At 63.5% G+C, this 26152-nt stretch carries 26 protein-coding genes; 8 read left to right on the top strand and 18 right to left on the bottom strand.

Annotated features, from left to right (window positions below; all coding sequences use genetic code 11):
- Nucleotides 1-69: 69 nt before the first annotated feature.
- The 3 genes from BM310_RS11770 to BM310_RS11760 form a co-directional block, all read right to left on the bottom strand.
- Nucleotides 70-660 (bottom strand): DUF2150 family protein, encoded by a 591-nt coding sequence (locus BM310_RS11770; RefSeq protein WP_089807919.1) that lies wholly within the window; start codon nt 658-660, stop codon nt 70-72.
- Between the two features lie 104 nt (nt 661-764).
- Nucleotides 765-1613 carry a TatD family hydrolase gene (locus BM310_RS11765; protein WP_089807917.1) on the bottom strand — a complete coding sequence of 283 codons (849 nt, stop codon included), beginning with the start codon at nt 1611-1613 and terminating at the stop codon, nt 765-767.
- Between the two features lie 152 nt (nt 1614-1765).
- The gene (locus tag BM310_RS11760) at nt 1766-2290 is read right to left on the bottom strand and encodes an NYN domain-containing protein (protein WP_089809202.1); all 525 of its coding nucleotides are present in this window, start codon (nt 2288-2290) and stop codon (nt 1766-1768) included.
- A gap of 231 nt (nt 2291-2521) precedes the next feature.
- Between BM310_RS11760 and BM310_RS11755 the strand changes: the two genes are divergently transcribed.
- From BM310_RS11755 to BM310_RS11740, 4 genes are all read left to right on the top strand, one after another.
- Entirely contained in the window at nt 2522-2746 is a 225-nt protein-coding gene (locus BM310_RS11755; RefSeq protein WP_089809200.1) for a hypothetical protein, read from the top strand.
- Nucleotides 2747-3171: 425 nt separating this feature from the next.
- On the top strand, nt 3172-3900 hold the full coding sequence (locus BM310_RS11750) for a DsbA family protein (RefSeq protein ID WP_089807915.1): 729 nt from the start codon (nt 3172-3174) through the stop codon (nt 3898-3900).
- Nucleotides 3897-4496: a hypothetical protein gene (locus BM310_RS11745; protein ID WP_089807913.1), complete on the top strand. Its 600-nt coding sequence runs from the start codon at nt 3897-3899 to the stop codon at nt 4494-4496. The genes BM310_RS11750 and BM310_RS11745 overlap by 4 nt, the downstream gene beginning before the upstream one ends.
- Nucleotides 4497-4582: 86 nt before the next feature.
- Nucleotides 4583-5365 (top strand): YhjD/YihY/BrkB family envelope integrity protein, encoded by a 783-nt coding sequence (locus BM310_RS11740; RefSeq protein WP_089807911.1) that lies wholly within the window; start codon nt 4583-4585, stop codon nt 5363-5365.
- Between the two features lie 104 nt (nt 5366-5469).
- On the opposite strand, the gene tuf is transcribed toward BM310_RS11740, so the two are convergent.
- The 4 genes from tuf to BM310_RS11720 all read right to left on the bottom strand — a co-directional run bounded on the left by tuf (nt 5470) and on the right by BM310_RS11720 (nt 10536).
- Nucleotides 5470-6735 carry a translation elongation factor EF-1 subunit alpha gene (gene tuf, locus BM310_RS11735; protein WP_089807909.1) on the bottom strand — a complete coding sequence of 422 codons (1266 nt, stop codon included), beginning with the start codon at nt 6733-6735 and terminating at the stop codon, nt 5470-5472.
- A 355-nt stretch (nt 6736-7090) separates the two neighbouring features.
- Nucleotides 7091-7780, bottom strand: a complete 690-nt coding sequence (locus tag BM310_RS11730) for an NUDIX hydrolase N-terminal domain-containing protein (RefSeq protein WP_218156435.1) — start codon at nt 7778-7780, stop codon at nt 7091-7093.
- Nucleotides 7781-7963: 183 nt separating this feature from the next.
- A complete protein-coding gene (gene hflX, locus BM310_RS11725; RefSeq protein ID WP_089807907.1) occupies nt 7964-9322 on the bottom strand; it encodes a GTPase HflX in 1359 nt (452 codons plus the stop codon).
- Between the two features lie 200 nt (nt 9323-9522).
- A complete protein-coding gene (locus BM310_RS11720; protein ID WP_089807905.1) occupies nt 9523-10536 on the bottom strand; it encodes a DMT family transporter in 1014 nt (337 codons plus the stop codon).
- A 227-nt stretch (nt 10537-10763) separates the two neighbouring features.
- Here BM310_RS11720 and BM310_RS11715 point away from each other — a divergent pair, with 227 nt between their 5' ends.
- Nucleotides 10764-11555, top strand: coding sequence for a helix-turn-helix transcriptional regulator (locus BM310_RS11715; RefSeq protein ID WP_089807903.1), 792 nt, complete (start codon nt 10764-10766; stop codon nt 11553-11555).
- Between the two features lie 936 nt (nt 11556-12491).
- Here the strand turns inward: BM310_RS11715 and BM310_RS11710 are convergent.
- Nucleotides 12492-12923, bottom strand: a complete 432-nt coding sequence (locus BM310_RS11710; RefSeq protein WP_089807901.1) for an ester cyclase — start codon at nt 12921-12923, stop codon at nt 12492-12494.
- Nucleotides 12924-13110: 187 nt separating this feature from the next.
- On the opposite strand from BM310_RS11710, the gene BM310_RS11705 reads away from it, so the two are divergent.
- A complete protein-coding gene (locus BM310_RS11705) occupies nt 13111-13920 on the top strand; it encodes a helix-turn-helix transcriptional regulator (RefSeq protein WP_089807900.1) in 810 nt (269 codons plus the stop codon).
- A 44-nt stretch (nt 13921-13964) separates the two neighbouring features.
- Here the strand turns inward: BM310_RS11705 and BM310_RS11700 are convergent, their stop codons facing one another.
- The 9 genes from BM310_RS11700 to BM310_RS11670 form a co-directional block, all read right to left on the bottom strand.
- Nucleotides 13965-15362 (bottom strand): FAD-binding oxidoreductase, encoded by a 1398-nt coding sequence (locus BM310_RS11700; RefSeq protein WP_089807898.1) that lies wholly within the window; start codon nt 15360-15362, stop codon nt 13965-13967.
- Between the two features lie 8 nt (nt 15363-15370).
- Nucleotides 15371-17089 carry an acyl-CoA synthetase gene (locus tag BM310_RS11695; RefSeq protein ID WP_089809196.1) on the bottom strand — a complete coding sequence of 573 codons (1719 nt, stop codon included), beginning with the start codon at nt 17087-17089 and terminating at the stop codon, nt 15371-15373.
- A 235-nt stretch (nt 17090-17324) separates the two neighbouring features.
- A complete protein-coding gene (locus BM310_RS20995; RefSeq protein WP_143105158.1) occupies nt 17325-17681 on the bottom strand; it encodes a hypothetical protein in 357 nt (118 codons plus the stop codon).
- 117 nt (nt 17682-17798) lie between these two features.
- The gene (locus BM310_RS11690; RefSeq protein ID WP_089807896.1) at nt 17799-18152 is read right to left on the bottom strand and encodes a type II toxin-antitoxin system PemK/MazF family toxin; all 354 of its coding nucleotides are present in this window, start codon (nt 18150-18152) and stop codon (nt 17799-17801) included.
- A complete protein-coding gene (locus BM310_RS11685) occupies nt 18149-18520 on the bottom strand; it encodes a MarR family transcriptional regulator (RefSeq protein WP_089807895.1) in 372 nt (123 codons plus the stop codon). Before BM310_RS11685 ends, BM310_RS11690 begins: the two co-directional genes overlap by 4 nt.
- Before the next feature lie 389 nt (nt 18521-18909).
- On the bottom strand, nt 18910-19518 hold the full coding sequence (locus BM310_RS11680) for a hypothetical protein (protein ID WP_177232602.1): 609 nt from the start codon (nt 19516-19518) through the stop codon (nt 18910-18912).
- A gap of 621 nt (nt 19519-20139) precedes the next feature.
- A complete protein-coding gene (locus BM310_RS21405; protein WP_177232601.1) occupies nt 20140-20565 on the bottom strand; it encodes an ATP-grasp domain-containing protein in 426 nt (141 codons plus the stop codon).
- Nucleotides 20566-21068: 503 nt separating this feature from the next.
- Complete coding sequence (locus BM310_RS20985) at nt 21069-21923, bottom strand: hypothetical protein (protein WP_143105156.1); 855 nt, start codon at nt 21921-21923, stop codon at nt 21069-21071.
- A gap of 92 nt (nt 21924-22015) precedes the next feature.
- Nucleotides 22016-22381 carry a hypothetical protein gene (locus BM310_RS11670; protein ID WP_143105155.1) on the bottom strand — a complete coding sequence of 122 codons (366 nt, stop codon included), beginning with the start codon at nt 22379-22381 and terminating at the stop codon, nt 22016-22018.
- A gap of 432 nt (nt 22382-22813) precedes the next feature.
- Here BM310_RS11670 and BM310_RS11665 point away from each other — a divergent pair, with 432 nt between their 5' ends.
- A complete protein-coding gene (locus BM310_RS11665) occupies nt 22814-23506 on the top strand; it encodes a hypothetical protein (protein ID WP_143105154.1) in 693 nt (230 codons plus the stop codon).
- Nucleotides 23507-23617: 111 nt separating this feature from the next.
- On the opposite strand, the gene BM310_RS11660 is transcribed toward BM310_RS11665, so the two are convergent.
- Entirely contained in the window at nt 23618-24577 is a 960-nt protein-coding gene (locus BM310_RS11660) for a winged helix-turn-helix domain-containing protein (RefSeq protein WP_089807887.1), read from the bottom strand.
- 191 nt (nt 24578-24768) lie between these two features.
- Here BM310_RS11660 and BM310_RS11655 point away from each other — a divergent pair, with 191 nt between their 5' ends.
- The gene (locus BM310_RS11655) at nt 24769-25953 is read left to right on the top strand and encodes a LolA family protein (protein ID WP_089807885.1); all 1185 of its coding nucleotides are present in this window, start codon (nt 24769-24771) and stop codon (nt 25951-25953) included.
- Nucleotides 25954-26152: the final 199 nt, after the last annotated feature.

The following is a 26152-nucleotide window of genomic DNA, read 5'->3' as shown; positions in this document are numbered from 1 at the left end:
GGATTGTGTGACTGTCTGATAAAAGTATGCCGCCGGGAGACCGACGAACGCGCGCCGCGCGTCGAAACGTTACGCGTCCTCTTCTTCGACGACTTCGGGGTCGCTCATGGCGCTCTGGAGGCTGTCGAGGCCGTTGAGCCACTCGGAGACGAGTCCGTACTCCAGCTCCTCGGCGATAGACATGTCGAGTTCGTCACCCTCGATGATGCGCGTCCCCGCCTGCACGAGGTAGCCGAGTGCGGCGTCGAGGTCCTCCTGCGTCTCGGCCTCGGCGGCGGCCTCGACGTACTCTTCGAGCGGTGCGGGTTCGGCGGGCCCGCCGACGATGTACTCCTCGGCGGCGTAGAAGACGCAGACCAGACTCGTCTGGACGCCGTCGATGAGCATCACCTTCTCCTCGACGTCGTCGCCCTCGAACGTCGGCTCCGAGAGGACGATTTCGCGGACGCCTTCGAGTTCTTCGAGGGCCTCCTCCTCCGAGAGCGTCTCCTCCTCGTGCGCGGAGACTATCTTGGCCACCGCGATGGCGGCGTCGTCCTGCAGGTTCAACAGGAGTCGCGCGGAGTCCTCGTTCTCGGGGTCGAGCTCCTCGTCCTCGACGCGCGTGAGCCAGTTCTGCCAGCGTTCTTCCGTGTAGTAGGTCTCCTCGGCCTCGGTCATGTTCCAATCATCCCCGGCAGCACTCAAATGCCTTTCCTATGCTCGCGCGCCCTGTCGACTGTGAATCCGTGACGAACCCGGCGTACCGCGCGTCAGCGTCCGGGTCAGCGAGTCAGCGTCTCTCGCGTGTCGATGCCGTACACGTCCCGCGGCGTCTCGACGTGCGCCGTCGCGACGGCGTCGTCCCACCCCTCCTCCAGCATCCACCGCACGCGCCGGGGCACCGTCTTCGGCCCGAGGACCGCGCCCGGTCGGTCGGCGTCGTCCACGAAGTCCGTCTCCATCAGGAACGGCGCCCCGCGTTCGGCGGCGACTTCGAGCCGGTCTTTCTCGCTCATCACGCTGGGCGTCGGGCCCGCGAGGCGGCCGCCCGCGTAGTGTTTGACCACTCGCTCTCGGGCCATCCCGGCGTCCTCTGCCCACTCGGCTACCTCCGTCAGGTCGTCGGACGCCTCGGTGTGCAACTGCACCGCGCAGTCGAGGTCCGCCCCGAGGGCGAAGGCGTGACGCATCACGTCGTTCGACGCCTCCCAGACCGCCTCGGAGACGTCGTAGTGCGGTCGCCCCGACTTGAGGGCGAGGGCGTCGCCCGCGCGGACGTACTCCGCGGCGACGTCCAACCCCGACTGCATCACGTCGCGCGCCTCGGCGGGCGAGAGCCCGCGTTCGTCGACCAGATGCGAGACGAGTCCCGGGTGGACGCCGAGGACGGGCCACGCGCGGCCCGGCAGTTCCGCGGTGGCGTCGGCGACGACGTCGACCGTCTCCTCGAAGACGGGGCGGAAGTCCGCGCCCTCGTTGGCGTCGACGCCGAGGTGCCACGACGGCTTGTTCACCACGAGCAGGTGCGTCCCGCCGAGGCGGGAGAAGTCGCGGACGGCGTCCAGTCCGCGGCCGTGCGTCGGGTCGAGGTGGAGGTGGTTGTCGAGAACCGGCGTACCCAACTGTTCCATGCCCGGCGGTTGGTCGGTCCGCGTAAAAAGGCTGCTCGCTCCCGGTCGACGCTCTTCTTCGCCTCCGGTTCTGCCTCCGCTTCGGTCCTCGTCGTCCCGTTCGCCGTCGCCCCGGTCCCGTCTCTCCGCCGACTCGCCGTCGCCCCCGACGCCTACTCGTCGTAGCCGACCATCGTCGGCCCCTCGTCGTCGCCGAGGGTGACGCTGTCCGACGCGGCGTTCCGCAGGGCGTCGGACCGGCCGAACTCGCCGGGGGCGATGGCCAGCGTCCGGATGCCGTAGGCGTTCGCCGTCTCGATGGCGGGCTTGAAGTCGGTGTCGCGGGAGGCGATGGCGACCACGTCGGCGCGGCCCTCGACGGCGAATCGGGTGACGTCCACCGCGAGGCGCACGTCCACGTCGCCGCTGGTGACGACGACTTCGAACCCGCGCGCCTCGGCGGCCTGAATCAGGCCGGGCGTCGCGTGCTCGTCGAGGTATAGGCGCGTCGCCGTGGGGCGTCCCACCGCGGCGGCCGCCTCGCGCACGTCGTCCAGGTCCACGTCGAACTCGTCGCGGAGGACGTTCGGTCCGTCCACGAACAGGGCGACGCGCAGTTCGTCGGCGGCGTCCTCGGCGGGAGTGTCGTCTGCGGCGGATTCGTCGTCGGACGCGTCGGTTCGGCGCGCGCGGTCCATGACCGGTCGTTTCGGACCGAGGTGGATAGCCCTACTGATTCGACGCGCCGCGGCCGCCCGAACGGAGGTCCGTCGGTCGCCGTCTCGCACCGCTCGTCGGAATCCGTACCAGCCCATATGGACACCTTATACTCCTTATTGACTAGCTTTATCTACTTCTTCGAGATATAGAGTGACGAAGAAAGAATGAAACGAGAAAAGAGTGGTGAAACGTACACCGTAGTCGGTGAGATGAACGCCCACGGTGCGTTGACCCTCAGGACCCACGAGACGAACGCGACCTACCACGTCGTCGAGTACGCGCACGAACGTCTTCGTGAGCGACTCGAGACGCTCTCGGCCGGCGCGCCGGTGAAGATGGAACTCACCCGGGCCGGTAGCCGGGGGAACGGGTGGCGCGCCGACGGCGTGTATCTTCGTAGTGAGTCGGCCGAAGACGCGGCCGCGGGGGGGTAGCGCACGCGAGGAGCATCCGAGACGACCACGGCCGGTCCCCGCCGTACCGCCACCGGAACGTCCGCCGACGTTCCACGTCACGTCGCGCGTGCGCCGTGCCGCACTCGACCGCACCCCGCCGTGCGGCCGACGCGAAACGGTCGCACGCGCGACGAGAGTCTGTATCGCCCCTCCCAACACGTCACGCGGCGTCTCCCGTCCCCGCGTCCGGTCGCATCCCGCCGTGCGGTCGGACGCACAGACAGTTGCAGGCGCCACCGTCCCGCGGACGCCCGCGTCACGCCTGCCGCGGCGTCCGCGATTCCGTTTCTGCGTCTCCCAGTCCCCCGACAGCGATGCCCCCGACGCGAGTTCGGCCAGTTGGGCGACGGCCGCGCACGAGCGCAGTAGCGCCAAACGGTTCCGCGTCCACGATTCGGGTATCGATGACGCTCTCTCGGCGGGACCTGCTACTGGCCGGCGCTGTCGGACTGGGCGGCCTCGGCGGGTGTCTCGGCGACTCCGGCGGAGGTGCCGGGGGGTCGGACACGCCGTCGCCGGGTTCGACGGCCGCCGACGCGACGGACGCCGCCACCGACGGCCCGACGACGGCGACGTTCGACGCGCACCCGGCCACGGCTGACGTCGCCGCCCAGCCACGACTGGGGAGCGCGGACGCCGACGTGCAGATAGTCGCCTTCGAGGACCCGTCGTGCCCGCGGTGCCGAGCGTTCGAGCGGAACACCGTCCCCGAGATTCGGTCGGAACTGGTCGAGACGGGCGTCGGGTCGTTCGTCGTCCGCACCGCGCCGCTCGTGTACCCGTGGGGCGAGCCGGCAATCTACGCGCTGGAGGCGACGTACGCCCGGGACGCCGACGCGTTCTGGGGCCTCCTCGGCCACTACTTCGAGGCGCAGTCGTCGTTCGACGCCGACAACGTCCGGTCGAAGACGGCGTCGTGGCTGTCGGCCAACACGGAACTCGACGGCGAGGGCGTGGTCGAAGCGGCCGACGGCGACGAGGCGGCCGCCGCCGTCGCCGCGGACGTCGACGCCGCCGAGGCGGCGAACGTCACCGGGACGCCGACGGTGTTCCTCTTCCGGGACGGGTCGTACGTCACGCGCGCGACGGGCAGCGTCAGCTTCGACCTGATTCGGAGCGCGCTGGGGCTATGAACGTCCGCCGTCTGCTCCCACCGGTCCCGTCCGGCCGCGACGACGTGCGACTCGTGGGCCGGACCGCCCGACTCGTCCTGTCGCTGCCGGCGTACGCCCTCGTCGCTCTCCTCACGACGCTGGCCGCCCTCACCGCGTTCGCCGTCGCGCAGAACCTGACGCTCGTCACCGACGTGGTCGTCGGCGGGTCGCTCCCCGTCGGAACTCGCCTGTCGGTCCTTCTGGAACTGTTCCCCGTCGTCGGGGCGCTCTACTCGCCGGCGCAGAGTGTCGTCGTCGTCGCCGTCGCCGCCCTCGTCGGCGTGGACGTGGCGATGGTCGTCTACCACCTGCGCGAGCACGGCGTCTCCGCGCGAAGCGGCGGCGGGAGTCTCGCGGGCGTCGTCCTCGGCACCCTCGGAGCCGGCTGTGCCGCCTGCGGGACGGCCGTCCTCGCGGGTCTCCTGTCGCTCGTCGGCGTCGGCGGCGCGACGCTCTTGCTCCCGTTCGAGGGGCTGGAGTTGGGCGTCCTCGCGGCGCTGTCGCTCCTGCTGTCGATGTTCTGGCTCGCCGACGGCATGCGCGGCGGGGAGATAAACGGCTGTCCGATAGACTGAGTCGACACCGCTCGCGAAACTTTCGGCGGCTAGCCCGCGTCGACGGCGGCGCACAGGGTTTTCAGTCCCCTGCCGTTAGCACCGACATGTCGCGTCGGAACGCCGCCGTCGAGACGGTGCGGACCGTCGCTCGCTCGTCCCTCAAACACGATATCCAGTACCCGGCCGCGGCGCTGGCGTACTACGGATTCGTCTCGCTGCTCCCGCTGTTGGTGTTGCTGCTGGTCGTCGTCGGCAGACCGATGGTCGAACCGGTCCGGAGCGCGACGTTCCGGTTTCTCACCCCCGAAGCGCAAGGGCTGGTGTCCGACGCGCTGGCGAACTCCACCGGGAAGGCCGGAGCGACGGCGTTCGCCGCCGCCGTCCTCGCCTGGAGCGCGGCGAACGTCACCGCCGGCTTCGAGACGATGGTCGACCGAGTGGAGGACGCCGCCGCCGAGTCGGCCCCCCGCAGGCTCCGCGACGCGGCCGGCGTCCTCGCGTCGTTCGGGCTGAGCGTCGGGTCCGTCGTCGCCGCGAGCACGCTGTTCGTCCTCCTGCCGAACACCGCGCTCGCCGCGGCCGGTCTGGGCTTCCTGTTCGTCGCGCTCTCCGTCGTGCTCCTCCCCCTGTACTACGTCCCGACGAGCGAACTGCCCTCGCCGGCGGCGGCGCTCCCCGGCGCCGTCACCGCTGCTCTCGGCTGGACGGTCCTCTTGGCCGGCGTCCGATTCTACGTCTCGAACGCGGCCACTTACGCGATTTTCGGCGTCCTCAGCGTCGTCTTGCTCGTACTCACGAGCCTGTATCTCGCAGCCGTCGTGCTCATGGTCGGCTTCGTCGTCAACGCGACGCTCTCGGGCGAGACGGCCCCGACGAACGCTGCGTGACCGTCCTCGCGACCCGGCAGCGGCGCTCCTCACAGTGGCGGCGTCGCTCGCCGCTCAGTCGCCGCGCCGAACGCCGAAAGAAGTCGTCGTCCGCGGGGGCCGATTCACCGCTCGTCGACGCTCAGCACCTTCCCGGCCGCGATGGTCTGCCCCATGTCGCGGATGGCGAAGGAGCCGAGTTCCGCTATCTCCGAGGACGGCTCGATGCTGAGCGGCTTCTGCGGTCTGAGCGTCACGACGGCGGCGTCGCCGGCCTGGATGAAGTCGGGGTTCTCCTCGGCGACTTCGCCCGACGACGGGTCGAGTTTCTGGTCGATGGACTCGAACGTGCAGGCCACCTGCGCGGTGTGCGCGTGGATGACCGGCGTGTAGCCGGCGGTGATGACCGACGGGTGCTGCATGACGACGATCTGCGCCTGGAACGTCTCGGCGACGGACGGCGGGTCGTCGGCCGGGCCGCAGACGTCGCCGCGGCGGATGTCGTCCTTGCCGATGCCGCGGACGTTGAACCCGACGTTGTCGCCGGGGCCCGCCTTCGGCACCTCCTCGTGGTGCATCTCGATGGTCTTCACCTCGCCGGCGACGTCCGACGGCTGGAACGAGACGTTGTCGCCCACGTTGAGCGTCCCCGTCTCGACGCGGCCGACGGGCACCGTCCCGATGCCGGAGATGGTGTACACGTCCTGAATCGGGAGTCGAAGCGGCGCGTCCGTCGGCGGCGACGGTTCGGGGAGGTTGTTCAGCGACTCCAACACGGTCGGCCCGTCGAACCAGTCCATGTTGTCGGAGTGCTCGGCGATGTTGTCCCCCTCGAACGCCGAGATGGGGATGAAGCGGGCGTCGTCGGAGTCGAACCGGACCTGCTTCAGCAGTTCCTGTACCTCCGTCTTGACCTGCTCGTACGTGTCCTCCGAGTAGTCGACGACGTCCATCTTGTTGACCGCGATGATGAGCGTCTCGATGCCCAGCGTGCGGGCGAGGAAGACGTGTTCGCGCGTCTGCGGCGCGACGCCGTCGTCGGCGGCGACGACGAGGACGGCGTGGTCGGCCTGCGAGGCGCCCGTGATCATGTTCTTCACGAAGTCGCGGTGGCCGGGCGTGTCCACGATGGTGAAGTAGTACTTGTCCGTGTCGAACCGCTGGTGGGCGATGTCGATGGTCACGCCGCGTTCGCGTTCCTCCGCGAGGTTGTCCATCACGTAGGCGAACTCGAAGCCCGACTTGCCCTTCTCGGCGGCCTCTTCGCGGTGCTGTTCGATGATGTGTTCCGGCACGCTCCCAGTCTCGAACAGGAGACGACCGACGAGCGTGGACTTGCCGTGGTCGACGTGTCCGATGATGGCGAGGTTCTGGTGTGGTTTGTCACTCATGAGTGGTGCGGCGTCCGTCCGCGTCCGCGCGGGACGCGGTAACGCCTAACGTGTCTAGATGAACACCCACGAGCAAAACGGTTTCCCAGCTGATAACGTCGAGAACGCAGAAATTCGGGCGATTTAGACGGACCGCATGAGGCGGTCCATGTCGGCGAACGTCGCCGTCCGGCGGTCCTGGTGGTCGGCGGTGGGCGCGGCGTCTTCGTGAGAATTTGCTACAATCATAGTAACTTATTCTATCGGATGGAATATAAATCTATCTCCGCGAGAGGCGACAAGTCACTGCGAGAGAAGTTGCGGCGGCCGTCCGCCCGTGCCGTCTCGTCTCCGTCGGTCGTGCGCGTCGTTCAGGTCACCGGGTCTCGCGCACCGACTCCCGGGCGTGGAGTGCGTACGCGCGGTTGCCGACGTACCAGTCGTCCGCGGGGATTTCGCTCGGGTCGCGGTACGCGAGGTCCGTGCCCTCGTGGGAGAGGCGCAGGTCGCCGCCCGTGACGCGACACCGGTAGAGGACGGTGACGACGGAGTGGGGGTTCCCCCCCGCGCCGGCCGGCAGGTCGAACGTCCCGACCAACTCGACCGGTTCGACGTCGAGTCCCGTCTCCTCGCGGGCCTCGCGCACCGCCGCCTCCGACGACGACTCGTTCGGGTCGACGTACCCGCCCGGGAGCGCCCACCCGCCGCCGTCGGCGCGGCGCATCAGGAGAATCCGGTCGGCGTCGTCGAAGACGGCCACCGACGCGCCGACCTTCGCCGACACGTACCCCGTCTCCCCGCGGAGTCGGCCGCGCATCTCCTCGGCCGGCGCGTCGAGCGTCCGCCCGTAGTACTCGCTCGTCAGGTCGAGGATTCGCTCGTAGCGCTCCCGGTCGTACGGGTCCTCCGCGTAGGTGACCCCGTTCTGCGCGATGGTCCTGAGTTCGTCCAGCAGTTCCAGTACCTCGACGCCCTCGGCGTCCGCCGTCTCGTCGGCGCGTGCGCCCTCGGCGGCGGCGATGCTCTCGACGTCGCTGTCGTCCCCTCGTTCCCGTCCCCGGTTCACGGTCGCCGGTATCGGAGGGACGGGTATATACTCACCTGTTCGAAGCGAACGAACGTTCGGGACGGATGCGGGCGTTCGGGAGGGGTCGGGAGGCGTGGGGCGTGTTCGGGGGAGCGTCGCCCACGACGGCGACTCGGCCCCCGCGACGACGACTCGGCCCCCGCGACGACGATTCGGTTCTCGCTACGACGACCCGACCGATTCGACCGCCTCCGCGCGTCCACGCGCGCGTTCGACCACGTCCGGACGGCCGCGGAGGGTCAGCGTGACCGCCTCGGGACCGTACTCGACGGCGTCGACCGTCGCGTGGTCGTACGCCCACGAGACGACGCTCATCGCGTCGTCGCCCGTCGGCATCGACAGCGTCGCCGTCGCGGTGGGCAGTCGGTCGCGGACGGCCGCGACGAGGGCGTCGAGATTTCGGCCCTCGGTGACGCTCACGGGGACGACGCACGGCGCGACGTCGGCCGCCGCGGCGACGCGTTCCTCGCGTTCTGCCGCCGAGAGCAGGTCCGTCTTGTTCAGCGCGGTGACGACGTTCTCCCGCGCGACGCCCTGCGCGTCGAACACGGACAGCGAGAGGCGGAGTTTCTCTCGAAGCGTCTCCGCGTCGTCCGCGGCGTCGGCGACGAGGACGACGGCGTCCGCCGCCGCCGCCTCCGACAGCGTCGTGCTGAACGACTCGACCAGCCAGTGCGGCAGGTCGTCGACGAAGCCGACGGTGTCGGTGGCGAGGACCGGTCGACCCGCCAGCGTCGCCCGGCGCGTCGTCGTCTGCAGCGTCTTGAACAGGCGGTCCTCGACGGCCGAGACGGACTCCGTCTCGTCGGGATGGCCGTCGTTCGAGTCCAGCGAGAGGTCGTCCGCGAGTCGGTGCAACAGGCTGGACTTCCCGGCGTTCGTGTAGCCCGCGAACGTGACGAGGTCGAACCCCTGTTCGCGTCGCTCGGCGCGGAACCGCTCGGCCGGGTCCGGCAGGGTCGCCAGCTTCGACTCCAACTCGGCGATTCGGTCGCGGACGCCCTTCGCGCGCGTCCCCTTCTCCAGGGCGACGTTCATCGCCTGCGGGTCCGACTCCTTCTCGACGCGCGGGAGCGCGTACCTCAGGCGGGCGAGTCTCACCTGCAACTGCGCGCGCCGGGTGCCCGCCTGATCGGCGAAGATGGCGAGGACGAGTCGGTAGCGGTCGTACACAGCGGTCCCGTCGGGGAGGCGTTCGCGGAGGGTCGTCGTCTGTCCGGGCGTCAGGCCGTCGTCCACGACGACGGCAGTCGCCCCCGTCTCGGCGACGCGGTCTGCGAGCGTCCCGACCTTGCCCGACCCGAGGTAGGTGCCCGCGTCTTCGCCGCGGACCTGCGTCACCGCGTCGACGACGCGGTACCCCGCCGCCGACGCGAGGCCGCGAATCTCCCCCGTCTCGACGGGCGCGTCGTCGCTCCGCTTGGCGACGACGGCCGGTTTCCCGCCGTTCGTCGGCCCGCCTCGTTCGTCTGTCGTCTCCTCCGTCGTCCGTGCTGATTGCTGGTCGCGTTGTCGTGACATCGTGTGCTGTCTGGCTGGTCGTCTCCGGCGCGGTGCGCGGCCGAGACGCGAGCGTCTCGGCGGGCGGTGAGCGTCCCGTCGCACGGGGGCGACGCGGACGAATCAGCACGAGGTGGAGGTCTTCATGGCCGTACACCGACTGTGCGCGGGCGTCGGAAGAAACTGTCGGCTGCGTGACAGCCGTTCGCAGGGACGGGTAGTCAGTCGCCGTCGCTCCAGCGCGGGACGTCGCTCACGACGGCGCCGCCCGCCTCCGAGTCGACGTTCCTCCCCGAGTCGGAACCCGTCCGGCGGGCGACGGCGCGTCGCGCCCGCGCCAGTTCCGTCGCGATTGGCTCGTGGCCGATGAGGACGAAGCCGAGACAGATGACGGCGAAGCCCAGCATCGACAGCGCCGAAATCGCCTCGCCGAGGAGCACCGACCCGCCGAGCGTGGCGACGATGGGGACGACGTAGAACACGAGGTTACCCCGGATGGCGCCAACGTCGTCCAGCAGGCTGAAGTAGGCGACGAAGGCGAGCGCGCCCGAGAACACGCCGACGTAGCCGAGAGCGACGAGTGCCGTCGGCGTCCACGCGACGGACGCCACCTGCTCGCCCGCCGCCAGACTCCACAGGTGACTCAGCAGGGCGGCGACGGGGAGCGCCCACGCGGTGCGCGCGGTGGCCGCCATCGACGAGTCCGCCCGGCGGATGAGGACGCTCCCCAGCGCACCGCTCCCGGCGGCGGCGACGACGAGTGCCTTGCCGACGACGGCGCCGCCGAGCAGGTTCGTCGGGTCGACGTCCACGACGAGTGCGACGCCGACGAGTCCGAGGAGCATCCCCACGGCGTCGGTACGCGAGAGGCGTTCGTCCGACAGCAGGAACGCCGCGAGCACCGGCGTCAGAATGGGGTTGAGACTGTAGAGTATCGACCCGACGCCGCTCGTGACGTACTGCTGGCCGAGGAAGATGAGCGCGTTCGTCGCCCCGATGGCGAACACGCCCGCGGCGAGGATGGCGGAGACGTCACCGCGCGTGCGGGGGAGCCACCGCTCCCGCGGGAGGCTGACCGCCACGTACGCGAGCAGCAACGCCGCCCCGACGTCGAACCGCAACGCGACGAACAGCAGGGGCGGGATGAACTCCAACCCCGCCTTCGCGGCGACGAACGTCCCGCCGAAGAACGCGCTCGCGGCGAGAAACGCCGCCAGCGACCGGTATCGCGACATCGCTACCGCCCCCTCCGCCCGGAGAACCGGCTCCCAGAGAGACTCGCCCGCTCGCACCGTCCGACTACTTCGGTAATCACTACACGAACTTAATCGCAGTATCGGTTTATACTTGTCCAGAAAAGAATTCCAAAACTGAAATTACTTCACACCCCGACGCGGTTTCACGGCCCGATAGAGTTTCAGAGCGTGAAAACAGCTTTGAACGACCGGGTGCAACGGCGACCATGGACTCGGCACTCGAAGAGATCGAGTTCCTCGCGCTCTCGGCGAACCGGGTCGAGGTGCTCGACGCCCTGACCGAGGGGGCCGCGACGCGCCGCGAACTCGAGGCGGAGACGGGCGCCTCGCAACCGACGCTCGGTCGCATCCTCGGCGACTTCACCGACCGCGGGTGGATAACGCACGACGGGGCCCGGTACGTGGCGACGGCCACCGGTCGCCTCGTCGCCGAGGCGTTCACCGACCTCTGGGAGACGATGGAGACGGAACTGAAACTGCGCGACGTCGCCGAGTGGTTGCCGACGGAGTCGCTGGGGTTCGACCTCGGGCGACTCGGCGACGCGACCATCACCGTGCCGACGCGGACGAGACCCGGCGCGCCCGTGCAACGCGTCCTCGAACTGCTCGAAGAGTCCTCGCACGTCCGCATCTTCTCGCACGCGTTCAACGAACAGAGCCTCGAAGTGGTGACCGAACGAACCGTGGAGGGCGTTCAGACGTTCGAGGGCGTCTTCTCGCCGGACGCGCTCGACGCCATCGCGCACGACTCGACGCTGCGGCAACGCCTCGAAGCGTTGCTCGACTCCGAGGCGGCCGAGATTCGCCTCCACGAGGGGCCGATTCCGCTCGCGGTGACCATCACCGACGACGTGGTCCACCTCCTCCTGCGCGACGACGAGGGGCTACTCCGCGCGGCACTCGACACCGACGACGACGCCGTCCTGTCGTGGGCGCGCGAGGCACACGAACGCTACTGGCGGGCGGCGTCGCCGTTGGACGTCGACGACCTGGAGTAACGAGCGACGGGACGGCTCCCGACCACCTGTCGGTCCCTCACACGCTTCGTCGGCGCTCCCGACGCCGCGACTCGGTGCTTCTAGCCGCTCTCGCCGTCCGGTCGGCGAGTCGGTCCCCGCGTCCACCGCCCACTAGTTGTATAGCCGCTCCGTTCGTCCGACACTCGCTATCGAGTGAGAGCGAATTAGGGGCGAGAGAGCACAGAGAACGTGTGGGGCGGGCAGGGGACGAGTCACACGGACCGGGCATCTGACGACGGTTCCGACGCGACGTGGGATGGCGTCGTGCGGGACTCGCGAACGCTCGTCACCGCTCCCGCCCCCGCGTCGACGGAGGCACCCCGTCGCTGTTCTCGGCTCGTCCGGGCACCGCGTATCCGGCGTTGTTGAAACTCTCAATCGGTGATATCTTTCGGCGGTCCTGCAGGATGCAGGGCGCGAGTCGGTTACTGCGTTTCCTCGTCGACAGTTGTGCCCAAGCAACTACTGTTCGGTACCGAAATGGGAGCGATTCCGAGTAGCGAGTGGGAACCGCACATCTCGTAGCGAGAGCATGAGAGATACCATAACCGCGATGCATGTTCTCCTCAGCATCTACTGGAGGTCCCGATAGGCCGAGAGAAAATGGTCGATCTCCGATCCAGTGTTGAACCCGTGCTGGTGGAGTGTGTCCTGCCTAGTGTTCGGAGCGATCGATGGATAGAGGCGATGCACGCCGCATGGACGGCTGAACGGCTCTTCTGTTCGGTATGCGGTTTCACCGTTCCAGAAGGGTCCAAGCGATGATGTCCCTCGTAGAGTACGAATCGGGTCGGTTTCTCTTGAGACGAATCGTAGTCAGGGCGCATCTCCTGACGACTCTCGTGAAAGTCTAAAATGGAGGTCCCGAATGGAGAGCACGTGTCTGTCAGCCGAGCCGAGATACTGACGACGTCGTTACTCTTCAGTAAGACCCAGTTGCTCGCTCAACTCCTGCGGGTCGTAGTAGAGTCGAGCGGCCTCCACTTCCCCGTTCCTGACGACATCCTTCGCCATACCCTTGATCTCGATCTCGCGGTGGGTCGGGGGGATACCCCTGTATTCCCCTTCGTGTGTCGCCGTCACTGTCCACTCTTTCATGACGATCTTCCCCTCCGCGAGTAGGTCGTCGGCGTCGACGTACCAATCAGGGAACGCTGACCGAACACCGCGGAGGTACGCCTCGAAAGCCTCGCGCCCGTGAATCTTCCCATCGGGCACGCCGGGGTTGTAGAACGTGATCCCTTCGCTAACCACGTCCAACTTCGAAAAGTCTCCGTTCCATAGATCCTCGTACTCCTGATAGGTGTTCAAGAGCTGTTCGCGCTCGGTGGTGCTGGTCTCCGACATGGTTCGATCCTCCCGTCTTCGTCTCTGTCGGTCAGAGAGTTATTCTTACTCCGTGACAACGTTCCCAGACCCTGAAAACGCTCGTAGCACGTGAGACAAACAACAGACGACTCGTACTGCTCTACCGTCGTCAAGGCGAACCGGTGCTCGGGACAGCTCTTAGTGAGGGTTCCCCGTAGTTTGTCATATGACATCAAGTGACACGGGAGCTGCTCTGGACGCGATTCGAGTGTTCGCTAACTCGGCGAACAGCGTACGGATATTCGAGGCGCTTTCCGACGGACCGACCACCAGCAGTGACCTCGCCGAGCGAACCGGAGCGTCGCGGTCGACAGTCGCACGTGTACTCGACGAAGGTGAGTCGCGTGGGTGGATCGACTCAGCGGGCAGTCGGTACGAACTCACGTACGTGGGTGAAGTCATGATCGAGGAGTTTCGCGCCTACCAGCAGACCGTCGAAGGAATTCAACAACTCGGGGAGGTGTTGAATCACCTTCCAGAGCCGGCTCACGAACTAGACATCCGGCATCTACGCGACGCCCGAGTCACGATTCCGACCGAAAACTGGCCGGAGGCTCACCTAAATCGTGCGCTGGAACTGTATCGGGCCGGGAACACGTACCGGGGACTCACACAGAACGCTCCGGATATATTCGTCCGGACGCTCGCGGAACTGGTCGAGAAGGGGCAACTGGAGTTCGAGGCAATCATCGAAGCCGAATTCATCGACGAACTGGTCGAAGATGCAGAACGAGCAAATCCGTGGCATTCGTTCGCCGATTCGATATGGACCTACCCGGGGACCATTCCGCTCAGCATGCACATCATCGATCACTCGGTCGTGCTCTGGTTGGGCCACATCGACGAGAATCAATGGGTAGGGCCCGGGCTGCTGGAAACCGAAAACACGGCCGTCTGTGAATGGGCCGAATCGCTCTACGACGATTACCGTATGGAGTCCGAGCCGCTCGACCCGGAGAGACTGCCGGGAACGTGAGCGAGTGGACGGCTAAATAGTTGATAGCTACGGCTAGCAGCCGTTCAGTCGACGGGTTCGACGTTCTGGTTCATGCGGAACACGTTGTCGGGGTCGTAGTCGGCTTTCACCGCCGCGAGACGGTCGCCGTTGTCACCATAGGCCGCCTCGACTCGCTCGTCCCCCTCGCGCGAGAGGAAATTCACGTAGACCCCATCGGTAGTGTGTGATTCCAACGCGGCGGAGAGTCCCCGCGCCCACGTCCGGTGGTCGTCGTCTACCGCGGGGTCGGTCCACCTGGCCCACGCCGTGACCGAGAAGGCAGCGTCGCGGTGGGGGAACGCCGTTGCATCGGGCTCGACGCGGTTGATGGCCCCACCCATCGTCTCGAAGAACACCGAGCTCCGATCCGAGGGAAACGGGTCGCAGTGTTCGACGACGGCGTCGATCGCCTCGTCCGGCAGTCCGACGAGGTAGTCCGACTTCCAGTAGTTCCGATAGCCCGGCGCGGCTGATTCGGTAAGGAGCCGTTGTAACTCGGTGTAGGGCCGCAGACACACTTCGTCGGCTATCGGGTCGCCGAACGTCCGTAACGGTCGGAGCGCCTCCTCGCCGTCCTGAGGATCTCCCGCATATACGACGAGCAACTGGACGAATGGTGTCCCCGGTTCGAGGCTGAGTCCAGAGGACTCCTCCGAGGCGGAGGCGATTCCAGCCAGACAGTTGACCTCGTCCGGTGCGCCAGTCACGAAGTCACGGTAGCGTCGGAGCACCGCCGCGGCGTCTTCGAACGGGTAGATGAGTCGCCCTGCCAGTACGTCGGGACCGATCGGGTGGAGATCGTATTCGAAGGCGGTGACGACGCCGAAGTTCCCGCCGCCGCCCCGGACGGCCCAGAACAGATCGGGGTTCTCCTCGGCGCTGGCGTGGACGAGTTCCCCCTCGGCGGTGACGACATCGACCGCCCGGAGGTTGTCCACCGTCAGGCCGTGCTTGCGGGCCAGAAAGCCGTTCCCACCACCTAGCGTGAGCCCCGCGACCCCAGTCGTCGAGACGCCACCGCCGGTCGTGGCGAGGCCGAACGCCTGCGTCTCGTGGTCGAAGTCGCCCCACGTCGCCCCGGGGCCGGCACGGGCCTTCCTCGCGTCGGGGTCGACGCGGACCCAGTCCATCGGCGAGCAGTCGATCGTCAGTCCGTCGTCGCAGACCGCGTGACCGGCGACGTTGTGTCCGCCGCCCTTGACCGAGAGGAGGAGGTCCTGCTCCCGGGCGACGTCGACGGCGGCGATCACGTCTGCCGCCCCCTGCGGTCGGACGATTGCTCGTGGGTACCGGTCGATAGCCGCATTCCAGACCGTCCGGGCATCGTCGTAGCCGTCGTCTCCCGAGCGGAGAACCTCGCCCAGCACGCGTCCGTCCAGAGTTCGGAGCGTCGGCTCGTCGACGGATGAGGGATCCGACATCGGTTGGGTCACTCCACTTCGACCAGTCCCTCGCGCACCCGGAGGTCGTGTCTGCGCACCTTCCCGGTCGTCGTCGTCGGGAGCTCCGAGACGAACTCGAGTTCGCGGGGGCGCTCGTACTTCGCCAGCCGCGACTCGACGTGGCCCCGGAGCGTTTCCGACAGTTCGTCGGTGGCCTCGTTCCCCTCCGCGAGCACGACGAACGCCTTCGGGACTTCGCCGCGCATCTCGTCTGGAACTCCGATCACCCCCGCGTCGGCGACGGCGTCGTGTCCGGCGAGGCACTCCTCGATCTCGGCGGGACCGATCCGATAGCCGGAGGAGTTGATGACGTCGTCCTTCCTGCTGTGAAACGACACGTAACCGTCGTCGGTCTTCGAACCGAGGTCCTCGGTCCGTAGCCAGCCATCGTCGAGACGCCGAGCAGTCTTCTCGGGAGCGTTCCAGAACTCGAGGAAGCAAACCGGATTACCCTCGTAGCGAACGGCGAGTTCGCCGACCTCCCCGGTCCCGAGCGGATCGGCGTCGTCGACGTCTAGTACCTCGATCTCCAGACCGGGGACGGGTTTGCCCATGTGCCCATCGCGGTGGTCGATGCCGAGCGCCTCACAGTCGCCTGCACCCGCCGCGGCGGTCTCGGTCTGTCCGTAGACCTCGTGAACGGCCACGCCGCCGATCGTCTCGTGAAACCAGTCGACGATCGACCCGCCGAGCGCCTCCCCACCGTTGAAGACGACGCGGAGGCTCCCGAGGTCGTAGCGTTCGCTCGCCTCCGGTACCTGCATCAGCGCCCGCCAGACGGTCGCCGGGGCACCGACGATAGAGACGTCGAAACGGTCGATCAGCGCGAGCATCTCCTCCGGGTCGAACCCCGGGTCTGCGTCCCCCACGATTGGGACGCCGAGGTAGAGCCCGGACACGATAACGTCGAAAAGTGGTCCACTCCAGGACCACTCGCCGGGAGTGTAGAGCGTGTCGCCGGCTCTGACGTCCATGTTGTACCTGGTCAGGATCTGGCCCGGGAGCACCCCGAGCACACTCCGATGAGCGTGGACGACCCCCTTCGGCGGGCCGGTCGTCCCGCTCGTGTACATGACGACGGCGGGGTCGTCGGCGTCTGTCGTGGCGGTCTCGACGTCGGTCGAGCGGTCTGCAATCGCATCGTGGAAGGCGGCCTCGTTGCCCTCGGTCGGGCCGTCACCGACCACGACCTTCGTCTCCAATTCGTCGAGGTCCGGTTCGACCGCCCGGAGAGTCGGGAGGGCTGCCTCGTCGACGACGAAGGCGGAAGCGCCGCTATCAGCGAGGCGATATTCCAACCCGTCGGGGCCGAACAACAGCGAGAGCGGCACGGAGATCGCTCCGAGCTTCCAGGCGGCGAGGTGGGCGAGGAGGTATTCGACCTTCTGACCCCCATGGACGGCGATCCGGTCTCCGGCATCGATGCCGGCATCGGCCAGATGATTCGCGAGCCGGTTTGCGTCACGGCGAAGGTCGCCGTACGTATATCTGGTCTCTGTTCCGTCCGCGCCGAGGGCGTGGACCGCCACCCGATTCGGGTCAGCGTCGGCCCACCGGTCACAGAGGTAGGTGGCGAGGTCGAACTGGTCGGGGACGTCGTGCTCGAAGGCGTCGATAAGCTGTTCGTATCCCTCCCACTCCCGCTCGTAGAAGTGGTAGGTGTCGATGCGCGGATCGAGGTCGACGCGAGTCGTTGTTTCGGCCATGGTCATCTCCGGGGATCTCTTCCGAACCGGAGCGGAAGCCGTCTTCCTCCGGCTACGTCTGCAGTCACGACTTCGTGGCCAAAAGATGTTTTTAGAATGATGTTTCTGTAAGCGAATATCGAGAAAGGGATCTGTTGAAATACTCAGATACTGACAGGAGTTTCGCGCTGAATATAGAGGGTTAGTCTTGCACCGCATATTCAACAACCACTACCTGGTTTTGATACTCGATGTATCAGCCAGAACGGTAGTTCGAAGAGTTACTGTCGTAATACGAGAGTTTTTCGAGTTGGTCGATTGTCCTGTCCGCTTCTCTCCCGCTTATTTCAACGGTCGCAATCTCTCCATCTCGCTCAGTCGCCTGCCGTACCACGGATTGTATCGCCTCCACGTCCGCAATCCGGTCATCAGATGCTGTGACAACTGTCGCGTCTGGGGGGAGCGTGGTCACTTCCATGCCGTTGAGGTGACCCGTCGTTGTCTGCACGCACCCAGACAATAGTGGCACCATTCCCGAAATTAGTGAAATCATGGTTCGTCGGGAAATTGAGTTGATTTTCTGTGTCGCACATTGTTGGCCGGAGACTGCCATAGAGTGTAGTGGATAATCCCAACAATATATTTTCTGACCAACACATCATGAGCCGGGCGAGTCTGAAAGATATCCGCTCTCTATTCAGCACACCGTGTCGCCGTTATCGGATGAGTGCTATTTGAGATAGTCAATCAACGACTGAATTGCGTCCTCGACAAGTGCGTCGTTGAGCGTCCCTTGCCAGTAGTCGATGTCTCCGCTTCCGAGTGACTGGACGCCCCACGGGACGATACAGCTCTCGTCGGGAGTTCCACCACGAACCCAACCCGTGTCAGGAATCTCGATAAACTCCTCGTGCCACGTCTTCGTCGTCAACGTTACCGAAATGTACTGGTCGCCATGGAATGGTTGTCCTTCGTGATTCGAGATGACGAGCCACGGACGCGCGTTCTCGTCACCTTTGAACGGGTCGTCACCGTAGACAACATCTCCGGGTTCGTACGTTGGCGGTTTCTCTTCGTCCGTCACTCCTCGTCCCTCAGACTTGGATGGTCTTCTTTCGGTGCGTGCTCCCGCCACTCATGCTTGTTCTCGGTTCCCAGTCGTTCGTTGAAGAGTGCTGTCGCTCGCTCGTATCCACTATACGATTGAAGCCGTTCCTCGTCGGTCGTCGCGGCCCAGTACGTCGCCTTGTGTTCAACGAGTTCGCGTTGCTTCAAGCGCGTCAGTGCAGTACTCACCGCACCCTCGTCAAGGTCTGTTTGTGCTGCAATCTCACGAGCCTCAAATGCCCTATCGTCGTGAGCGGCAAGGAATCCGAGGACTTGGTCAGGGACGGACAGCCCCGTAAGTTCTTCCTCGCTTGTGTTCTCGAATGTTTCCCTGTCTATCGACATCGTTGGTTGAAGGTAGAGTCTCCAACGATAAGAGTGTAGCTAGTGAAAGCCATGAAAATACGCTCGTTTCGAGTTCCTGTGACTGACCTGACGAAGCTTAAAATACAGAGACATGTCTCGTGGATTCGAGAAGCATGTCTGCGACACTCGCGCTCTGTATTCCGCACGACCCCAGAAACCTCACCAAGTTCTGTCAGGAGCGGTGTGCAACACTCAGAGGGTGAGTTCAGCATGCCGACCACACTCGAAACGTTGGCCGAGCGACTCGTGGAGGCGGCGTGATGTACGTGTTGGCGCTTGACCGGGGTTGGACAGTGGATGTGAATCCGCATCCTCGATATTCAGCACTGCTACCGAAACAGCTCACCGATTGAAATTTCCGATGCTGCTTACTGTGGACTCTCTGAGCGACCGTCGAACAGTGAGGTAAACCGGGTCAGCAGTGCAAGCACGATGGCGATGCCGAGTGTCGGATATCCGATGCTGACGATCATCCACTTCAACGATTCGGAGGTGTTCATGAGATCAATCAGGATGGTCGCGTAGTCGTCGGGATTCGTGTAGATGAGGATGACCCAGAGGTTCTCCAGCGAATCGAGGAGTCGAGAGACGACAGTCAACACCATCCCAACCTTCGGTATCAGGACTAGCCGGTTGTGGACTGCTAGCGTCTTCAGAGAGAGCGAATGGAGTGAGAAAAACAGGAAGAACCCTGCGACGATGAAGATGTAATCGAGAACTGAGAGAAGCATCACGGATTCCATGACCGGTTCGAAGGCCTGCAGTATCGTGTCCACTTCCGCCCGGCTCGTTGCGGCCTGCAAATCTGCGGTGGAATAGCCAGACGTCTCGATCCGGCGGGTCACCGGAACGAATCCCAGAGCAATCACCCCGACAAAGGTGCAAAACGAGACAACGGCGACAATACCGTGGATTCTCGCGGGGATCGCATCCGAATATCGTTCGACAGGGCCAAAGAGTGCATCCAGCAGTTGCATAGAGGATCCAGACCGTACGTACGTATCAGTCACGCGGTCGAACAGGTCCGAGAACCTCAACGGTCCGTCGGCGCCCCGGGCAGGAGGTCCGGCGCGTGACTCGGCTGTGCGGTGACAGCTGGCGGAGTGTCCGGGGCCGTGATTCGACCGCTCCGATTCGATCACGAACATCTCTCCCCAAGGAGTACATCTCCGGCGGCTTCAGTAGCCGTCGCTCAGTCACTCAGCGTGGCCCTGCCAATCACCGTCGACGCCGACCTCTCGGTCGGCGTTGTTGTCGTTGCGAAAGTTGACGAAGTCGTTTATTGATTACGTCCTCTGTATCGACCGGCCCGATCAGCGCGAAAGCGACCATCGCTCGTGACCGACTCGCGCCCTGTATGCATCACGTCCACTGGAATTTGCTCAGGTACTGTTAGAAGGCGCATGCGAGATACAGAGGATGTGTTCAGTATTATGATTTCGATGTCAAAAGGAAATTAATTGCATCAATCTTTTGTTGAGAACGCGAATTGCCATTTCAAACAATTTAATTCATAAAAGTAGCTGTTCTATCTCAAACTACTCCAGAATTCACAAATAAGCGTTACCCCGTATAGATAGCCACCAATAGACCCAAACTTAGTCCGCACACTCATTATTGATAAGACTTTTATATATCATCTCGGTGATTGGATTGTCATCGTCACGCGCTTCGTAGGGATGGTATCCCGGCATCGGGTTGAGTTCGAGGACTATGAGACGGTTCTTGCTGCGAATGAGGTCAATGCCGCCGAAGCGTACGCCTTCGGCCTCCATCATATCACGGAGTGCGTCTTGTTCACCGGAGGATATGGACACTCGTTCCAATCCAGCCAAGCCCGTGACGCGATAGTCTATACCATCATTTTTTTTGAGTAAGTGACTGACGAAGTCCGAATCCACAGCGTGAATCCTCAACTCATCTCCGGTTAAGTACTCCTGCAGTAGAAGCGGTCCCACACCGTCGCAGCCCTCATGAGGGCCAGCGTCTATAGTAAAGGCTGGAAAGCCACTGATTGCTTTCATAACCTTACTCCGGCCGTTCTGTATTCGTGATACAATTTGCGTTCGCGGCACGGTAACTGATGACTCCGTAGAAGTACGAAGATTATCAAGATGGACGGGCTTGTTCGAGTTCGTGGCAGAGCGTGGAGGGCCCAACAGGTTCTCGTTCCGCCGCACTACGGCCCGGATCGCTGCGTCTACAGCGGTATCAGATTTCCTTTGATCTCCGGATTCACGGAAGTAAATTCCAGGGGCATTGTCGATGGCACTTCTGAAGGCATCAAACGCTATCGAGTTGTTGTACAAATCTTCATAACTAAGCCATATAATAGGGTAATCCTCTTGGCGGCATATCTTGAAAAAGTGAGTGGCAGTGTCGTCCGACAGTGCTGCTACGACGACCGGACAACCCGTTCCGAGATAGCGATGACGAATGGACTGGTCAGGTGCCGAATCGGAAGTGCCATCGGTGATGCTAATCCGGCCTTCTTTTCGGTCAATCACCCCCTCATGCAGAGGATGTTTCATATTGTGAATTCCTCAACCAGACGTTCGATTAATGGCTGAAATGAATCTTTACCGGCATGTTCTACAGGGAGGTGTGGCGCGACGGACCAGAATAGGACATCTCCGAGATAAGCGTAGGAAATCTCTCCATAGTCCAGAGAGTATATACGACGTAAGGCTTGGATTACTTCGGTAAATCGATCATGGGTGTCCGAGAGCACGTCCACGGGTTCCACCCCATTTTCCGATACGCGTACATGATGTTGGTTTTGACCTACAAATGCACAGCTGGAGAGAACGCCGCGAGGCTCTTCAACTAACAAGCTATTTTTATCATTCTCATATACATCATTTTTCTTACGTAAGCGCGGATTCATGATATCACGTACGGCTATCTCATCGTTTCTAATCGGAGGGTTGGCTGGGCCGTCAAGGCGCCAAGAGGGAATGCGTACGCTTGCATCCGTTGACCGTAGTGTTTCCCACTGTTCGGGGAGGGACCCACAATTTGTCGAAATCATGTTTTCGTTCGGTGGGTTGACCGCGCGTCCTGCATTTTGCCGGACGAACGCGATAAACGCCAATATTTCTTGGAACTCGAATTGAGACATAGAATCACTGTCGATGTCCAAGTTTAACCACCCTGCAAAGCTGCCCGCGATAGACTGTAACTTTATACGCTTGCCGTGTTCGGGGAAGTTGATCCATCCGGTGGTTGGAACGTCACCACACTCGAACTTATACTCGGCAGCGAGAAAATCGTGTGCAGAGACAGCTAAAGGTGTCAACCCGCGCTCTTTAATGATTGGGCTCAATATCTCTTCAATCGCTTCTCGTGCGTTGATTAGAAGTACGAATTTCGAGGAGTTCATATAAAAACAGCACCTCGCTGGATCGTATGGGTGTCGTTCACGCTTACGCGGTGTATTTCCATTTTATATTTCTAAAACAAATTTGAAATCGCCTATTCCTCGAACAACAACTTCGTTCGACCAAGTTCAACATCTCCATCGCTGACCGTCGGATCACTCCGCACCAATTGTTGGGCCTCATCTTCATCGGTGACTGAAAGTATCATGATCGTATCACCCTCTGGAGGCCGGATACAACTGTCAACGAGGCCGTATATGCTAGCCTGCTGCCAGTAGCCCTCACTTCTCCTTCGTTCTTCCTCAGATAGGTCTCCCGACCCCTCCAAGGTCACTTGAACCAACCGCCGTGACTCCCTGAACTGCTCCGGAAGGAGATCGACGGGGTCCACACCATCAAGGTGCTCATACAGTGCTCGCATCGCACCGTCCTTTTTGTCTTCTTTAGAGCATCCCGACATCAAGTGTAAGTTTGTAAACCGTTTCACTTATGTGTTTTCGTTGACATACAGACTGTTCACTATACGCGAATTACGTTCAAATTTTTGAAATATATGTGTCGGATTTGTCTTCAGAAATGGTAGCACATTCACTGGCCCGCAGTCACGTGATGGGGAGTCTGTCCCTGTAGCGTGACCCACAGGGGAGTTCGGTGTTGCCGTCCGAGCAGTTGTAGTCGGAGAAGATCGCCGGTGCCGAATCCGCGCCTTCTATTCAGCAGCGTCTTCGCGGATTACTCGATTCCTGTCAGTACCGGTGTGACCGATACAGAGAGAGTATGCAACAAAGAGTTGAAACCCGTTACTGGTCGCTACTCTCAGCAGACACAGACCAGTCTCGTAGGACCACCCGTCGGGAGAAAGTATATGTGTTTGACACTAATGGGTCAGTTCATGAGTGGTGCGACACTCGTATTTGAGTTTGATTCGCCCGCAGATGAGGAGCAGTTCATCCGGGACTATCTCACGGAAGCATGGAACCGCTTCGAGACGAACGAATACTGGGAGACGGGGTGGTTCTGGCGATATCGACAGTTCGCAGAGTATGAATCTGGGCCGGACGGGGGGTTAGTGAGGCTGGTGTTCGATGGCGATGCGGACGAACTCGTCGAACAGGAAGCAGACCGGTGGGACAAACATAGCGGCTTGGCGTCGTGGCGTCTCCTCCGGTACGAGGATGAGGAGTATGAAAGCCTCTTTGACCAACAAACAGACACGAGAGGTGAACTCGGTGGCGAGTGGGAGTATCGGATGAAACCACTCCTCTCACGGTTTGCCCTCGCGTACTACCGTGAGTTCGAGAACACGCTCCCGCCGGTTGGCGAGAAGAGTGACGAGAATCCACTCGGTCTCGGTTTCTGGTCGGCCTTCCACAATCTGATGGTACAATGTGGATACAACTGGTACGATGAAACCGAAGTCTGCCAGAGGGCGATGAAGAATCGATTGAAATCTATCGCGAGTTACAGGGGTGCTGAGGCTGCCCGCGAAGAGTATCAACGGTTGCTCGACGACTGGCAAGCGCATCACCAGGAGCTTGAGCGTTGGCTCAACGACAACCCCACAGGACAGGCAAGCGAACCCTGACTATCCATCAGCTAGTGGCCGACTCGCGCTGTGTATTCAGCACTGCCCTAACAAAGTGTCAGCAGCTGAGGGTTTCAACAGAGCCCGAAAAAGATGTTTCTATCGGCTCAATTAGATTTCCGGCGTCGCATCCCTCCGCTCGACGGCGACGATCGATAGCGTGTCGTCGGCGGCTACGGTGAGTTCGTCGCGGTCAATCTCGAACGTGAGTCGCACCTCGAACGGGTCCGTCTTCGAGACGTCTTCGTCGTAGTTCATCACGGCAGGTGGTGCGCGGTCCCAAGACGGATTAGCAGGGTTGATCCCGTGGTCCGTGAGGAACCGTGAGACCTCGGTTTTCGAGATGAGGAAAACGGAGGGGATTCCCCGGAGGTACCGCGGACAAGTGGTGCAGTTAGCGGTCGCGTCTACGGCGAAGCGTCCGTTGCAGTACTCACAAAGGTGGGTTTCCGAGGCCTCGTGGTTCTCACAGACGGTGACGGAGTGCTCGACGGTACCGGAACACCGCGGACAGATACCGGCGGCTAACGTCAGGTATTCGAGGTGCGTCCACCGGAAAGCGGTGTCGAGGATGTCCCTCGGAGATCGGTCCTCGAGGCCGACGGGAGGCAGATCGAACAGCGCAATAGTCCCGAAAGGAGCCAAGCTAGTGTCGCTTCCGGCAAACGAGCCCGGACACCCGGTGCACCTCGTGAGCAGCCGTTCCTCTCGATAGCTAACCTCGACGTCGGCGCCGCAGTAGGGACAGGGGGCATCGAGTCGTGTCGGTTCCAAGACCGGGGCGTCAGTGACCGCTCCCGAGAGGACGGCTTCGATGATCCGAGTACCCGCCGTGCGCGGCGCGTAGCCGTCGTCACTCTTTCGGACGAAGTGGCCTGTTAACTTGCCCAGGTGGTAGTTGAACCGACCTGGGTCGTCCACACCGACCCGGTTGCGTAGTTCCGAAAACGCGAGTGGCCTGTCGGCGTTCTGGAGGGCCCGAAGGATCTCGATCCGGGTCTCGTTGCCGAGTGCCACGAATGCCTCGTCGGGCGGAAGCGTCCGAGGATCATCGCCACGGTCGAAATTCATATGTTAACATACTACAGACGGTGACGTAAAATCGGCGTTGTGTTCTACAATTGAAATGATGGACCCGTTCTCTGTATTCAGCACGCATCGTCTGTCATCAGATACGGATTTCAATAGAGCCGCGTATCCAGAAGTATTTAGCCATCAGCTATACCAGAGGTAGTTGAACCACGAGTCACCGTGCCCCCTGTATGAACAGCCTTCCACTCGGACTCACCCGACGCACGCTCGTCGCGCTCTCGCTCCTCTGCCTCGCGGTCCCTGCCCTCCTCTGGACCTCGGGGGGCGCGATAGGGGACGCGAGTCCCTCGGTCGACGCGAACGTGACCGAGCGCTACCGCGCCGTCGACTCGCTGACCGGAACGCGGACGGTCACGATGCGGGCCGACGGTACCGTCACGTCTCGGCACGTCGCCAGCGTCACGCTCGCCCCGGGGACCGACCGGAGACGGGTCCGCTTCGTCGACGCCTCGGACCGACGGTACGGACTGCAGGTCTCGAACGGGTCGACGCTCTGGCTCCACGAGACCGGCCGAAACGTCGTGACCGCCATCAACCTGACGGGGCCCCCGACCGAGTCCCGGACCGGTCTCCGACTGCAGGCACTCGTCGCGGCCGCGGGGCTGACCGACGACGCGGGCCGGCCCCGGTCGGTCGGCGTGTCGCCACTGCCCGTCCTGCCGCGACACACCGGCGTCGCTCCGGGAGCCGACGCGAACGCCAGTTACGCCGTCGAGTTCGTCGAGACAGACACCGTCGGCGGGCGCGAGGCGTACGTGCTCGAAGTCGCTCCCGAGGCGGACGGGAGCGAGGCACGCTACCGACAGCGGTTGTGGCTCGACACGGAGCGGTTCTACCCCCTGCGCACGCAGACCGAGTGGTCCGCCGACGGCACCCGGCGGTCGGTGACGACGACGTACGCGAACGTGACGTTCGACGCGCCGGTGCCGACGGGCACGTTCCGCCCCGAGGTAGACGCCGACACGACGGTCGAGCGTCCGGACACGCCTCGCACGGAGTGGTACCGAAGCCGGGCCGACCTGGTGGCGCGGAGTTCCCTCTCGGTGCCGGCGCCGACCGTGCCGCCGTCGTTCGAACTGGTCTACGCCACGCGAACGACCGGGCGCATCGACGGCGTCGGACTCCGCTACGCCGACGGCGGACGCGAACTCACGGTCGCGACGTTCAACTACGCGCTCGACATCGACCCCGACGAACGCGACGTGAGCGTCGGCGGCCAGCCCGCGACCATCGACGACGGGCCGACCACCTCGCTCTCGTGGAACTGCGAGGGGTACGGCTACACCGTCCGGGGAACCGGCGTCGAGACGGACCGGCTGATCGAAGTCGGCCGGTCGGTGGGCTGTCCAGCCTGAAATCGCGCGAGTTTCCGGGTCAGAAACTCGCCCCCCTTTTATATTGTGCGACGGTTCCTCGGTCGAATCGCAATGGGGCCCACCGAGTCGACCACGCGCTGCCCCGCCGGTAGCACCGTGACGTGCCCTCTGACAGCACACCGCGGCCCCGTTGCAGTCACCGCTGACGCAGCATCCCCTCCACAGCACCACCGTACCG

Source organism: Halogeometricum rufum (assembly GCF_900112175.1).
Taxonomy (GTDB): domain Archaea; phylum Halobacteriota; class Halobacteria; order Halobacteriales; family Haloferacaceae; genus Halogeometricum; species Halogeometricum rufum.
The sequence above is the reverse complement of the archived record's forward strand: the minus strand, read 5'-3'. Positions and strand labels throughout refer to the sequence as shown.

What these genes read in the sequence shown, in the direction of transcription:
- BM310_RS11760 (WP_089809202.1), bottom strand. Translation starts at nt 2,290, where the DNA reads ATGGACCGCGCGCGCCGAACCGACGCGTCCGACGACGAATCCGCCGCA.
- BM310_RS20985 (WP_143105156.1), bottom strand. Translation starts at nt 21,923, where the DNA reads ATGAACTCCTCGAAATTCGTACTTCTAATCAACGCACGAGAAGCGATT.
- BM310_RS11695 (WP_089809196.1), bottom strand. Translation starts at nt 17,089, where the DNA reads ATGGCCGAAACAACGACTCGCGTCGACCTCGATCCGCGCATCGACACC.
- BM310_RS11665 (WP_143105154.1), top strand. Translation starts at nt 22,814, where the DNA reads ATGAGTGGTGCGACACTCGTATTTGAGTTTGATTCGCCCGCAGATGAG.
- BM310_RS11685 (WP_089807895.1), bottom strand. Translation starts at nt 18,520, where the DNA reads ATGTCGATAGACAGGGAAACATTCGAGAACACAAGCGAGGAAGAACTT.
- BM310_RS11740 (WP_089807911.1), top strand. Translation starts at nt 4,583, where the DNA reads ATGTCGCGTCGGAACGCCGCCGTCGAGACGGTGCGGACCGTCGCTCGC.
- BM310_RS20995 (WP_143105158.1), bottom strand. Translation starts at nt 17,681, where the DNA reads ATGGCAGTCTCCGGCCAACAATGTGCGACACAGAAAATCAACTCAATT.
- BM310_RS11770 (WP_089807919.1), bottom strand. Translation starts at nt 660, where the DNA reads ATGACCGAGGCCGAGGAGACCTACTACACGGAAGAACGCTGGCAGAAC.
- BM310_RS11720 (WP_089807905.1), bottom strand. Translation starts at nt 10,536, where the DNA reads ATGTCGCGATACCGGTCGCTGGCGGCGTTTCTCGCCGCGAGCGCGTTC.
- BM310_RS11745 (WP_089807913.1), top strand. Translation starts at nt 3,897, where the DNA reads ATGAACGTCCGCCGTCTGCTCCCACCGGTCCCGTCCGGCCGCGACGAC.
- BM310_RS11755 (WP_089809200.1), top strand. Translation starts at nt 2,522, where the DNA reads ATGAACGCCCACGGTGCGTTGACCCTCAGGACCCACGAGACGAACGCG.
- BM310_RS11710 (WP_089807901.1), bottom strand. Translation starts at nt 12,923, where the DNA reads ATGTCGGAGACCAGCACCACCGAGCGCGAACAGCTCTTGAACACCTAT.
- BM310_RS11670 (WP_143105155.1), bottom strand. Translation starts at nt 22,381, where the DNA reads ATGTCGGGATGCTCTAAAGAAGACAAAAAGGACGGTGCGATGCGAGCA.
- BM310_RS11765 (WP_089807917.1), bottom strand. Translation starts at nt 1,613, where the DNA reads ATGGAACAGTTGGGTACGCCGGTTCTCGACAACCACCTCCACCTCGAC.
- hflX (WP_089807907.1), bottom strand. Translation starts at nt 9,322, where the DNA reads ATGTCACGACAACGCGACCAGCAATCAGCACGGACGACGGAGGAGACG.
- BM310_RS11655 (WP_089807885.1), top strand. Translation starts at nt 24,769, where the DNA reads ATGAACAGCCTTCCACTCGGACTCACCCGACGCACGCTCGTCGCGCTC.
- BM310_RS11750 (WP_089807915.1), top strand. Translation starts at nt 3,172, where the DNA reads ATGACGCTCTCTCGGCGGGACCTGCTACTGGCCGGCGCTGTCGGACTG.
- BM310_RS21405 (WP_177232601.1), bottom strand. Translation starts at nt 20,565, where the DNA reads ATGAAAGCAATCAGTGGCTTTCCAGCCTTTACTATAGACGCTGGCCCT.
- BM310_RS11680 (WP_177232602.1), bottom strand. Translation starts at nt 19,518, where the DNA reads ATGCAACTGCTGGATGCACTCTTTGGCCCTGTCGAACGATATTCGGAT.
- BM310_RS11705 (WP_089807900.1), top strand. Translation starts at nt 13,111, where the DNA reads ATGACATCAAGTGACACGGGAGCTGCTCTGGACGCGATTCGAGTGTTC.
- BM310_RS11700 (WP_089807898.1), bottom strand. Translation starts at nt 15,362, where the DNA reads ATGTCGGATCCCTCATCCGTCGACGAGCCGACGCTCCGAACTCTGGAC.
- tuf (WP_089807909.1), bottom strand. Translation starts at nt 6,735, where the DNA reads ATGAGTGACAAACCACACCAGAACCTCGCCATCATCGGACACGTCGAC.
- BM310_RS11660 (WP_089807887.1), bottom strand. Translation starts at nt 24,577, where the DNA reads ATGAATTTCGACCGTGGCGATGATCCTCGGACGCTTCCGCCCGACGAG.
- BM310_RS11715 (WP_089807903.1), top strand. Translation starts at nt 10,764, where the DNA reads ATGGACTCGGCACTCGAAGAGATCGAGTTCCTCGCGCTCTCGGCGAAC.